Here is a 13,019-nt window from a genome sequence, read left to right as displayed (position 1 = left end):
AAGTAAAAATTGAAAAATGTGATGCCCTTCGCTGATTTTTGACTTGAAAACCCAAAATAAAAAAAGAGACTGAACTCTTTTGAGACAGCCTCTTATTTTTAGCATCTCAAAAGGCACTTAAATGCCCAAACCAAGACTGCCAAAAACTAATTTGCCATGAAACAAATTGCACTCCTCTTTTTTATTTTGGCCTTGTTTTCCTGTAAAAAAGAAACCAATTTCATTTTAAAAGGAAATTTGCCCGATACCACCTTTGACGGGGAATATATCTTTCTGGCGCCACTGGAAAATGCTGTCCGCGAGCGGGTTGATTCGGTGTTAATCGCTAACGGAAAATTTACGATCAAAAGCCAGGTTGATAACCCCGAGATTTATGTCGTTCGCACAAGGCCCCTGTTAAGGCTACAGCTCCAGGAACTGATTGTGGTAAAAGAACCCGGCAGCCTGCAGGCTACCATAGGAAATAACAGCGCCATAACCGGCACCCCGTTAAACGACTCAATCCAACATTGGAAAGAGCATAAAACAACATTTGACAGCAACCTAGCTGAATTGAGACAGCTGAATAATTCAACCGCTGAAATCGAACGCGGTACTGTCAACCGGCAGATCGATTCAGTTCGTTCTGTTGCCATGGATTTTCATTACCGCTTCATCAAAAACAACCGAACCAACGTAGTCGGCAATTTTGTGCTGAAAATGATGGGAGCGTCCCTCACGGAAGAGCAGCGCGAAGAACTCGCTACTGAAAAATAATACAGATTGATGATGACGGTAAAAAATGATAAAACACATTGGGTATATGGGAGTGCGCTTGTTCTCCTGAGCTTTGTGTTTTTTCAGTCTTTTTACGCCTACCATCTTTTTTTTAAAGAACAGGTGCAACTTTTTTTATACTCCGCAGAGTATTTCCTGACCTACTTTGACAAACCGGGCTGGCTGGCTCGTTTTGCCGGTGATTTTCTCACCCAGTTCTTTTATCTCCGGGGAGGCGGCCCGGCAGTGTTGTCAGCTCTTTTTCTGATCGAATGGTTGCTGATTACGAAAATCCTGAGACAGATTAATCATTCATCTACCCCTTACCTTTGGGCTCTGATACCGGTCGGCATGGATTGGGTACTGCATACCCGCTTATCACATCCGGTTTCCGTTTCTGCGGGCACCATCCTGGTTTTGTTATTTTTTCTGGCCTACCGTTGCATATCGAACCACAAAATCGCATTCATTGCCGGCATCTTGCTTCTTTTTGCCACGTACTGGCTGGCGGGCAGCGCCATGTATATTTTACTGATATTGCTTGTTTTGCCGGCAAATAAAAATCACCGCTTCCCTCTATACAAACAGTTGGTTCTCGTATTGCTGGCAAGCTTCATTCCATACCTGTTTTACCAAAAATACCTGCTCACCCTGCAACAGGCCTACCTGTTTCCCGCAAATCAACCAAGCAGCCTGTTGTTAGCGGCTTCCATTTTACTTGCCGTGTTATTTGATTTTTCCACCAAAAACATTCAACAAAACCACTACCGGATTCTCAGGTTTGGGCTTCCGCCTTTCATCCTGATTTTGGTGGCTTTCGGGTTGAAAAGCATGGCCAACTTCAACCTGGAGAAAATTCTTTCGCTCGATAGTGAAACGTATTTCGGCCATCCCGATCAGGTACTTCGTTTATCCGAAAAATATCAGTTGAATAACCGTTATACAGCCTATTATACCAACTTGGCACTGGCGCAATCCGGCCAACTGCCCGAAAAGCTGATGGAGGTTTACCAACCTGCTTCCGACGGGCTGTTTTTACCCGTTTCACAACACGAAAACTGGCTGACCATCCTGTTCAGCAATGAGGCTTTTTATTTGGTGGGCGACATGAATATGGCACAACATTCAGCGATGCTGGGCATGACGTTTTCGCCGTACCATCGAAGCTCGCGCATGGTAAAACGATTGGCCGATATAAACCTGGTGACAGGCGATTATCCGGCTGCTGCCAAATATTTGCGGATGCTGAACAAAACACTTCTCCATAAAAAATGGGCTACTGACCGGTTAAACCTGATCAGAAACGGAGAATCCCCCAACTGGCTGATCCGCAAAAGACAGCAAATTGCCCAAACCGATAGCCTGCGAAAAGCATACGACCACCTGCCGTCTGTCCAATTTTTGGTGGGTCAAAACCCTGAAAACACAATTGCCCGGGATTACCTGCTCTGTCACCTCTTGTTGAACAAAGAAATCGGCGCTTTCCGCCAACTGTACGACCGGTACGCACGCCAACAAAACCTACCCCTGCCATCGGCGTACAGCGAAGCTTTACTGGTCAGCCTGTTTCAGGCCGGAGCATCGCAGGACGAGCTGGCGAGTTACAACATTCCGTCCCGGAAAATCCGCGAGTTTATCAATTACTCCAACCTATACGAACGCAGCGGAGGAAATCCTGAAAAACTGGTTGAACTTTACGGAAAGTCGTACTGGTTTTATTATCATTTTGCCACAAAAACAGCAATGGAACCATGAGAATTCATATCCTGATATATTTATTCGGTGTACTTTTCTATGCCTGCAACGAAACCGGTTATGTCACGATCTCGCATGCTTACCCGCCAATTTATCCCGATTATATCGATGTGACCATTCCGGCCAACATAGCACCGCTAAACTTTTTGATGCGCGACTCGGTTGAGAAGTTGCTGGTGACCATTGAGGGCGAAAAGGAAAGCATCCGTGTGAAAGGGAAAAACAAGGTTCAGGTTCCGTTGAAAAAATGGAAAGCCCTGCTTGCGTCCCGGCCGGAGCAGACACTTACAGTAACCGTTTTGGTGAAAAAGAAGGGCGAATGGATCCAATATAAACCCTTCAACTGGCATGTAACACCGGATTCGATTGATCCCTTTCTGAGTTACCGGCTAATCGAGCCGGGCTACGAAGTGTGGAACAGCATCCAACTGGTGGAGCGCCACCTGGAGACTTTCGACGAACGTGTGCTGGCCGACAACAACCTGACCGGCGGAAGCTGCATGAACTGCCACATCTACGGGAACCAGGATGCTGCCTTATCCATGTTTCACATCCGCGGCGAGCACGGGGGAACTATCGTCAACCGGAATGGAAAGCTGGAAAAGATCAATACGCGCACAAAAGATATGATTTCGAATGCCGTGTATGGTAATTTTCACCCCACCGGGCGATATGGTGTTTTCTCCACCAATGTGGTCATTCCCGAACTTCATACCTACGGCAGCAAACGGCTCGAAGTGTACGACTCGGCAGCTGACCTGGTGGTGCTGAATTTCGATACACGAGAAGTCATCTCCCAACCTTTTCTGTCCGATTCTACCTCATACGAATCGTTCCCTGTATTCTCGGCCTGCGGCAAATGGATTTACTATTGTTCGGCCGGTTACGTGCCGCTGCCCGACAGCATCCGCTCTCTGAAATACCACATTTGCCGCACTTCATTTGACCCAAAAAACGGAACAATCGGCGCCAGCGCAGATACGCTCTGGAATGCCCGTGAAATGAATGGTTCGGTGAGCCACCTGAAAACATCGCCCAACGGCAAATACCTGTTATACACGGTGGCCGATTACGGAACCTTCCCAATTTGGCACCGCGAAGCCGACCTGCAACTGATGGACCTGGAAACCGGTGAGATGGATAAACTCGAAGCGGTGAACGATACCTGTTCCGATTCGTACCACAGCTGGTCATCGAACAGCCGGTGGTTTGTGTTTGCCAGCAAACGCGACGACGGCATATACGGAAAACCGTATTTTGCCTATCTCGATTCAACCGGCAAAGCGCACAAACCCTTTGCCCTGCCTCAACTCGATCAGGAATATTACGACAATACGCTGAAATCATTCAATATACCCGAACTGTCAAAAGGCCAGGTACCTTACGATGCCCGCGATATTGAGCAAATTTATTGGAAACCGGAGGCGCTGCCGGTCCGGTATACCGAAAGCGAACCCAAGCTAGTTGAATAACTTATAAAACATATTTGGAAATGGATATCACACGATGGGAAGGCTTGTATTTATTGATATTTTAGATAATTTTCGGAAGAAGAAAGAAAAAACCAAATGAACTGATCGGCACCTGAAATGACTAAAAATAACCTACTCTCACGGATATTAAAAACGGACCAACTATTGACCTTCGCATTTGGATTGGTTGTGTATTTGTTTTTCTCCCTTGGATATGCTTATCACCTGCATTACCAGGAACAGTTTCAGCTCTTTTTGTTTACAACCGATTATCTTGCACAATACGTGGGCTATCCGGGGGGTATTTCCGATTACCTGGGCAATTTTATTACCCAATTTTACTTCTATTCGTCCATCGGGGCTATTCTTTTAGCTATCATGCTCACCTTGCTGCAGCGTATGGTTTGGTCGGTTGCCCAAAAGCTGGGCACTGCAACCTACTGGATTCCCCTGTCGTTTGTCCCTCCTGTTTTATACTGGTCGCTGCTGTGCGACGAAAGCTATTTGGCTGGCGGCCTGGTGGCGATTCTTTCTGTTTCGGCTTTCATAAGGACATATTTGGCTGTAAAAAATCCGCGAAACCGGATCATCTTCACCTTGCTTTCTGTCCCTGCATTATACTGGCTGGCCGGAGGAGCATTTTTGTTGCTGCCGCTTTTTGTGCTCACCCGAGAAATGATGAGCAAAATGATGAAACCTCTGGCTTTCTCCATCTTTTCTGCTTTCCTGATCGGATTGTCAATAGTCCTGCCGTATTTGACGAAGCAATTCCTTGTGCAATTCCCTTTTACGAAATTGCTGATTGGCGCAACCTACTACCGATATCCGGTCGTCATCCCGTATTCAGTCGCCATCGTTGGACTTCTAATCGTCTTTCTACCCTTTCTGTCGAAGTTGCTTTCATCCAAACTTCAACCGCAGCGACCAGCTTTCTGGCTTGCCGTTCAACTGCTTTTTCTGGTTTCGGGTTCATATTTTCTGCTTTCGAAAACCGCTGACCTGAATAAGGAAGAAGTGATGGAATACGACTTTCATGCGCGGACGCGCCGTTGGGGTCGGATCTTGGAGAAAGCAGACCGGCAGGCTCCTACCAGTCCGCTTTCGGTTACCTGTCTGAACCTGGCCCTGGCCAAACAGGATCTGCTGGGCGAACGGATGTTTCATTACTATCAAAACGGGATCGGCGGACTATTGCCCGACTTTACCCGTGACTTTACCATTCCTACCATCCTGGGCGAAGTGTATTACCACCTGGGATTTATCAACACCGCGCAGCGGCTGGCTTTTGAAGCGATGGAAGCCTTGCCCGACTATCAGAAGAGCGCCCGCTCGGTAATGCGCCTGGCCGAAACCAACCTGATAAACGGGAACTACGAACTGGCCGGTAAATACCTCCGCCTGCTCCAAAAAACATTCTACTACCGAAAATGGGCCACGAATACGCTCCAGGCGACAAAAAAAGAAACCCTGATTGAAGAACACCCGGAATGGGGCTTGCTGCGAAAGATGCGCACACAGGAAGATTTTTTGTTCAGTGAGGGTGAAAAGGAAATGATGCTCGGCACTGTTTTCATGCAAAACCAGGAAAACAAAATGGCCTTCGAATACCTGATGGCCTGCTGCCTGCTGAAAAAGGATTTACAGCATTTTATGGAATATTATCCGGTGGAAAAAGCCCTCAATTACCGGGTAGTTCCGAAAAGTTACCAGGAAGCCCTGATCTACGTTTGGGGGCTTTCACACAACGATCCAACCCAATCGATCCCCTACCCGATCAGCAATTCGGTAAAAATGCGGGTGAAAAATTACGCAAACATTTATACCACCCGGCAAAACCCGGAACAACTGCTGCGCAACGATTATTCGGACACCTACTGGTATTATCTGCATTTCAGAAATTAAACCATTGACCATGAACCGTAAGCTCTACATATTCATTTCAATTTTGGTACTGGCTTTCAGTGCCTGCCGGCACGCAATTGTCCCGGATACCACCAAAGCCAATCAGCCCGATCTGTTCCCCGATTATACAGGCGTGACCATTCCAGTCTCCATCGCCCCGTTAAATTTCAACGTGAATGAAGCACACAGCGCCATTCATGCCGAAATTACAGGAACCGACCAGTCCGGGTTTTCGGTTTCCGGGAAAAAGTTCATCCAGTGGCCATCCCGAAAATGGTCTGAATTGCTGGCTAAAAACACGGGCGACAGCATTCGGATTACTGTTTCGATCAAACAAAACGGGAACTGGATTCAATATGCTCCTTTCACCATATATATCAGTCCCGATCCGATTGATTACGGACTGGCTTACCGCTTGGTGGCGCCAGGCTACGAGGTGTACAGCAAGATGGGCATCTACCAGCGAGACCTGTCAACGTTTCAGCAATCGCCCATTATTGAAAATACGCTGGTTCCCGGAAGTTGCGTCAACTGTCACTCGTTCCGGCTTACCGACCCCGGCTACCTGAATATACACATGCGCGGACCCAAAGGAGGTACCATCCTGAAAACGGGAGATGAAATCAACCTGCTCAACACCAAAACTCCGCGTACCCTGTCGAATTTTGTTTACCCGTTCTGGCACCCGTCAGGCAATTTCCTGGCCTATTCGGTCAACAACATCAAACAGGTATTTCACGAAACGAAGGGAAAAAGGGTGGAAGTAGTTGACCTGGCCTCCGATGTAATTGTGTACGATGTGAAAAACAACCTCACCTTATATTGCGACCAACTAATGTCGGATTCGGTTTTCGAAACCTTTCCAACATTTTCGTCCGACGGCCGGACCCTGTATTTCTGTGCCTCCGATGCAAAAGAATTTCCTTCGGAATACCAGCAAGTGAGATACAATTTGTGCAGCCTGGCATTCGATCCCGAAACAGCAACATTCGGGACCAGGATCGATACTGTTTTCCATGCTTCGGCGCTTGGAAAAAGCGTCACATTCCCCCGCCCCTCGCCGGATGGCCGCTATATCATGTTCACCCTCACCGACTATGGCAATTTTTCGATCTGGCACGACGAGGCCGACCTGTATCTGCTGGATGTGCAATCCGGCGAATGCCGGGCCATGGACGCCGTCAACAGCAACCGGACAGAGAGCTACCATTCCTGGTCGTCCAACTCGCGCTGGTTTGTGTTCAGCAGCCGCCGTATCGACGGTCTTTACACACGGCCGTTTATCGCCCACCTCGACGAAAACGGCAACCCGGGCAAACCCTTTCTGCTCCCCCAGGAAAATCCCGGTCATCACGATGCCTTGCTATTCTCTTATAACATTCCCGAGTTTATCAATCAGCCGGTAAAACTGGATATGCACCAGGTGGAGCACCTTCTCCATACCGAAGGCACCAAGGTTGAACAACGGGAGTAAAAAAGAACCGGAATGAAAGAAAAACGACATAACGCCAGCATGCTGATTACAGGAGCTTTTTTCACAGCTCTGCTGCTGTATTGGGGGTTGGTCTATCCGGAGCATCTCGTCCAAAAAGAACAGATGCAGTTGTTTTTGTTGAGCCCGACATATTTGAAGGAACATCTGATCATTCAAGGAGGACTGGTTCGCTATTTAGGAGAATTCCTGACCCAGTTCTTTCTGTACAAATGGGTGGCAGCAGCAATTGTCAGCGGAATCCTGCTTTCCTTGTTTACCGCCACAAATCGTGTTCTCCGAAAACTGTTCGGAAAACCTCACACGCTGTTGGCTGTAATACCAGCAGTTGGCTACCATTTTCTGTTGCTCGACGATTATTATTACCTCGCGGGTGCACTGGCGCTGAGCCTGACCACTTGGGCAGTTTCCGAAATCATCGGTATCCGGGAGCCAAAACGGCGACTCAAAACAACTCTCCTAACGATACCATTCATCTATTGGATGCTGGGTGGAACTTATTTGGTTTTCATTCTTTCGGTCAGCCTGGCTGAATGGATTTTGTTTTTTAAGGATGACAGTCGAAAAATGAACAAACAGCAAATCGTTTGGGCAATTCCAACTTTGCTGATCGTGGGGGGTATCATTCCGCTGATTGCCCGGAACTATGTTATCCTTGACACCCTCCTGCAAAGCTACCTTTCGCACAGCTACTACAAATTTAGTTTTATTCTCCCTTCCCCACTCATTTGGGTATTCCTGGCCCTTCCGCTGGTTATTCTGCTGCAATGGGCCTTCCAGTCTTTCTACCCGGGGAAAAGCCATCCGGTATTCCGTTATGCAGTCACCACCGTTTTGCTAATTACCATTGGCTTCGGACTCTATTATGTTCCCGATTTTAAGGAGGAAAAAGAGATGAAGTACGACAACCTGGTTTGCCGCCAACAATGGGAGCAAATTGTTGAACTGGCCCGGCAAGAACCGCCCGTTGGTGAACAAGGGAAACTGGCGCTGACACTGGCGTTGGGTCAAACCGGCCGGTTAAATTCGCAACTCTTTCAGTTCAATCCCGGCCTGCACGATTTTTTTATCGCCTACCAAGTGCAAGGCATGGCTCCGCTCATGGCCCAGGAACCGTATTTCTATCTTGGCCTGACAAATTTCTCGCAAATGCTCTGCATCGAAACCATCGAATCAACGCCCGATGCTGCCCATCCGGTAAGGGCAATGAAGCGATATGCCGAAAACTGCCTCATCAACGGACAGTATGACGTAGCTGCGCGTTACCTGCGCTATTTGCGACAAACCTTATTTTACCGCAACTGGGCCAACCATGCCATGCAATACCTGCACAACGACGACAAAATACTAAGCCATCCGTTATGGGGAAAACTGAAAACCTATCGGGTCAAGGATGATTTTTACTTTCAATTCGATCAGCCGGAAACCATGCTGGTAGCCTTGCTGCGGAGTAACCTGAAAAATCAGATGGCATACGAATTCCTGATATCGCGTTCTCTGTTGCAAATGGATTTTGACGAGTTTTTAAAATATCTTCCGCTTGCCAGTCAAATGAATTACAGCGAATTGCCATTAACATACCAGGAAGCGCTGGCCTATGTAGAAACCCTGCTGCCGGAAATCCCGGAAAACCTGGCCCACTATTCCATCAGCGAACCGGTCCGATCGCGCCTGACGGCCTATGCACAAACATTTCGGCAAGGCGGGCATAAAGAACCACAGCTGATGCAAAAGCTATATGGCGATACGTATTGGTACTATGTACACTTTAGAGGAAATGATGAGAACTAATCTGACATATATTTTATTGGCCAGCCTGTTTGTCGCTTTTTCATGTACCAGTGAAAAACCGCGACATGCGGAAGACACCGGCAAATACCCGGGGGTTTTCCCCGACGATGCCGGGGCAACCATTCCTCCCAACATTGCCCCTTTGAATTTTCGTCTCGAAGAAGCCTGCGACGAGCTTTACCTCTCGGTAAAAGGTAAGGAAAGTGAACTGGAGGAAGGCTTTCGCGGAAACAAAACCAGCATTGCACCCGATGAATGGGCACGCTTCCTGGACGAAAACAAAGGCGACAGCATTGCCTTTACCGTTTATGCCAAAACCAATAAAAAATGGCTGAAATACAAAACCTTCAGCTATTTTGTGGCGTCGGAACCTATCGACGAATACCTCGTTTACCGCTTGCTAAGCCCCGGTTACCAAACCTGGAACAAGATGGGTATTTACCAACGTCGTTTAAGCGATTTTAAGGTCGAAAAAATACTGGACAACAAACTGATGCCCCACACCTGCATGAACTGCCACGCGCTGGCAGCCAACAACCCGGACAACATGATGCTGCACCTGCGCGAGAACAACTCCGGTACCATCATCATCCGGGAAGGCCGGGTGGAAAAGCTGCAAACCAAAACGCCGACCACCTTTTCCGCCGTTTCGTTTCCGTACTGGCACCCTTCGGCAAAATACATTGCTTTTTCAATCAACAAAGTGCGGCAGATTTTCCCGGCCTCCGGTCAGGAACGGGCTCATGCATATGATATGGTTTCGGATATGGTGATTTATGATGTGGACGAAAATGAGTTTTTCACCTCTCCCCTGATTTTTTCTGATGAGGCTTACGAAGCATTCCCCTGCTTTTCGCCCGACGGACAGACCCTTTATTACGTTACCACGCAAGCCAAGCCAATGCCACAGGAAATAAACGCAGCAAAATACAGTTTGTGCGCCATTTCGTTTGACCCGGAAACCGGAGGCCTGGGCGCCACGGTGGATACCCTGATTTCGGCTTCCGCTATCGGCAAAAGTGTGACCATGCCCCGCATGTCACCCGATGGCAAACACATCCTGCTGACGTTGGCCAATCGCGGAAATTTCCCGGCTTACGATACGGATGCCGACCTTTACCTGTATCACCTGAATGACTCTGCGCTGGTTCGCTTAGACCGCATCAACAGCGATCAGGTGGAAAGCTATCATTCGTGGTCGTCAAACGGAAGATGGATTATTTACAGCAGCCGCCGGATGGATGGCCTGCACATGAACTTTTACATCGCCTACATGGATGAAACCGGAAATCCCGGCAAGCCCTTTTTGTTGCCGCAGGAAGATCCCGATTTTCACGACACGTTCCTGTACTCGTTCAATATACCAGAGTTTTCGTTAAAACGGGTGGACGTGGATCCGTATGAAATTGAAAACGTTGCGAAACAGTCGATCGGAGCGCAAGTAAAATTTGATGAACACAACCATTGATATCTAAATACCATGAACATGATAAAGACCCGGAATTGGATACAGCAAACTCCTTCCCCGAATGAGGGAGAAAAGGCGAAAAATCATTTGTATAATCACGAAATTCTGATAGGTTTGAAAAGTAATACTGACATGGAACGAGAAGTTGCTAAAGATTGTCCGGCTTGTATGGTGAAACCCAACTATCATATTTTTACACCTCAAAATACGGAAAGCATCCAACTGCAATGGCAGAGCTGTTTCAACAGCTTTCAGCAATATTTGGCTGCCAACCCGCTGCAAAAGGCATTTATGCTGCGGATCTTTGTTTCGGCTGGCAATGCAGACGACTTTCAACAAACAGCCCAAATGATAAAAGCATCGTTTTCGGGCAGTCAAATTCCGTTCAGTATATTGGCTGAGGCACCCGAAAAACCCTGGCAGGTAATTATCGAAGCCGGATTTGCTGATGCTTCGCAGGTTGAGGTAGCATACGGGCAGGCTGGCACCCTCAACTTCTGCCAACTATCAGTCCCCGGTTTTTCGGAGTACTGGCTGTCCGGTTCCGAAGGCGGAGCTAGTCACGAGGGCATTCGCGGATCAGCCGCACAAGCTTTTGCCCGCCTGAAAAAAGCAACCGATCTCCTTCAACTGAAATTTGACCACCTCGTACGCCAGTGGAACTATGTAGAGCAGATTTTCGGTTTTCAGCAATTAAATTCAAAAAACCGGCAACACTATCAGCTGTTCAACGAAGTGCGCAGTGAGTATTATTCAAACCACCGCAGCAGGTGCGACTTTCCGGCAGCGACCGGTATCGGCGTTGATCAAAACGGAGTAACCATCGAATGTATGCTGATGAAGGGAAACAGCAAGCTGAAAGTCATCCCCATCAGCAACCCCAAGCAGCTCAATTCATATAAATATGGGCAAACCGTGCTGAAGGGCGATCCCGCCAACCAGAGAAAAGCCAACCAGGTGCCCCAGTTCGAGCGTGCCAAGCTGGTGACCAACGGTAGAAGCAGCCGGGTGTTTGTTTCAGGAACGGCTTCCATTGTTGGCCAGGAAACCATTGGCCCGGGCGATGTGGAAAAGCAAACCCGCACCACCATCGACAATATGGAACTGCTCACCAGCAAGATGAACCTGAAATCGCATTGTCCGGAGCTGACCGTTTACCCCGAAAAATATGCCTATGTGCGGGTGTATGTAAAAGAAGAAAAAGACATCCCGAAAGTAAAATCCATTTGCCGGGAGCATTTTGGCCATGTGCCCATCACCTTTGTCAAAGCCGATATTTGCCGGGCCGACCTGTTGGTTGAAATTGAAGCCGAAAAGATTTCCTGAAAAAATCTACTTCCTCCTTAAAACCACCATGGTGGCGCCGTAGCCGTATTCCTGGAAACTGGCATCCTGAAACGGGTATTTTTTGTATTTGGTTGACAATTCGCGGCGAAGTTCCTGCTTCAGGGTACCGTTCCCCAATCCGTGAATAAAGACAATCCGTTTAACGGCTTGGTCAGAAATGGCTTCTTCCATCTTCTCGCGGAATTTGGCCATTTGCACATCCAGCATGTCTTTGTTCGATAAGCCCGCTGTTGAGTCGAGCAACTCGTGGATGTGCAGGTCAACCTCAACCAACTCGGGCGTTTCCACTTTTAGCTGAGGGATTCGGGCCGGCTCCTTTTCGCGGACCACCTTCTTCACCTCTTTCTCGGTAAGTTCCTCCAGCGCTTTATCCATCGGCCCTTCATTCAACTTGAACAACATGACTTTTTCGCGGAAAAAACCGGATTTCGAAAAGCTGCCCGACTTATAAAACTTCACCGGGTTGACAGCGATTTTCCGGGTAAGGGGTTTCTCCAGACGAGTGGCCTTTTCTTTAAAATAGATCAGCTGAAAAGCAAATTCGGGCAGTTGGGCGATATCCGCCTGCGAAAGCGTGCCCAGTGCCAGCTTCGTATTTGGTTCCAGTTTGCCCGCTTCCTGCGTTGCATATTCATTACCTGCAAAATGACTGTAATGGTAAAGCACATGATAATTACTATCGTTGATCAGATAGATTTTGGTTTGTCCTTCCAACGGGTTATGGCTGTTTTCGGGCAAAAAGGCCAGGTAAAACTTCGGCTCGTCGTTTCCGGCAATCAACACCGGCGGTTCCTCTTTTACCACCTCGCGTACCGGAGCTTCGGCTTTTCCCTGCCGGATGAACTGTTCCACGCTTGGTTTTTCTTCCTTTTTCGGAGCCTGTTCCGCGTCCAAAATGATTTCATGGATCAGCACCGGAATTTCAAAGCCGTCCTCATTTTCCACATGCACCATATTATTACCGACGATCTTGGTGACGACACCACCGCCTACGTCATTCAAAAATTTAACCCGATCTCCTAACTTGTACATAGCT

Annotated in this window: 9 protein-coding genes; 8 read left to right on the top strand and 1 reads right to left on the bottom strand. The window is 48.0% G+C overall.

What is annotated here, in order from left to right:
* The first annotated feature begins 156 nt into the window (after positions 1–156).
* From N2K84_RS10075 to N2K84_RS10040, 8 genes are all read left to right on the top strand, one after another.
* Entirely contained in the window at positions 157–756 is a 600-nt protein-coding gene (locus N2K84_RS10075) for a DUF4369 domain-containing protein (RefSeq protein WP_282591679.1), read from the top strand.
* Between the two features lie 9 nt (positions 757–765).
* Positions 766–2,511 carry a DUF6057 family protein gene (locus N2K84_RS10070; protein ID WP_282591678.1) on the top strand — a complete coding sequence of 582 codons (1,746 nt, stop codon included), beginning with the start codon at positions 766–768 and terminating at the stop codon, positions 2,509–2,511.
* A complete protein-coding gene (locus N2K84_RS10065; protein ID WP_282591677.1) occupies positions 2,508–3,983 on the top strand; it encodes a TolB family protein in 1,476 nt (491 codons plus the stop codon). Before N2K84_RS10070 ends, N2K84_RS10065 begins: the two co-directional genes overlap by 4 nt.
* A gap of 117 nt (positions 3,984–4,100) precedes the next feature.
* On the top strand, positions 4,101–5,885 hold the full coding sequence (locus N2K84_RS10060; RefSeq protein WP_282591676.1) for a DUF6057 family protein: 1,785 nt from the start codon (positions 4,101–4,103) through the stop codon (positions 5,883–5,885).
* A 10-nt stretch (positions 5,886–5,895) separates the two neighbouring features.
* A complete protein-coding gene (locus N2K84_RS10055; RefSeq protein ID WP_282591675.1) occupies positions 5,896–7,359 on the top strand; it encodes a TolB family protein in 1,464 nt (487 codons plus the stop codon).
* 12 nt (positions 7,360–7,371) lie between these two features.
* Positions 7,372–9,168: a DUF6057 family protein gene (locus N2K84_RS10050; protein WP_282591674.1), complete on the top strand. Its 1,797-nt coding sequence runs from the start codon at positions 7,372–7,374 to the stop codon at positions 9,166–9,168.
* Positions 9,155–10,636, top strand: coding sequence for a TolB family protein (locus N2K84_RS10045; protein WP_282591673.1), 1,482 nt, complete (start codon positions 9,155–9,157; stop codon positions 10,634–10,636). Before N2K84_RS10050 ends, N2K84_RS10045 begins: the two co-directional genes overlap by 14 nt.
* Before the next feature lie 132 nt (positions 10,637–10,768).
* A complete protein-coding gene (locus N2K84_RS10040; protein ID WP_282591672.1) occupies positions 10,769–11,962 on the top strand; it encodes a chorismate transformation FkbO/Hyg5 family protein in 1,194 nt (397 codons plus the stop codon).
* Between the two features lie 6 nt (positions 11,963–11,968).
* On the opposite strand, the gene N2K84_RS10035 is transcribed toward N2K84_RS10040, so the two are convergent.
* Complete coding sequence (locus tag N2K84_RS10035; protein ID WP_282591671.1) at positions 11,969–13,015, bottom strand: DUF2027 domain-containing protein; 1,047 nt, start codon at positions 13,013–13,015, stop codon at positions 11,969–11,971.
* Positions 13,016–13,019 lie beyond the last annotated feature (4 nt).

Source organism: Gaoshiqia sediminis (genome assembly GCF_025907915.1).
Lineage (GTDB): Bacteria > Bacteroidota > Bacteroidia > Bacteroidales > Prolixibacteraceae > Gaoshiqia > Gaoshiqia sediminis.
This window is presented reverse-complemented; position numbering and strand designations above follow the sequence as displayed.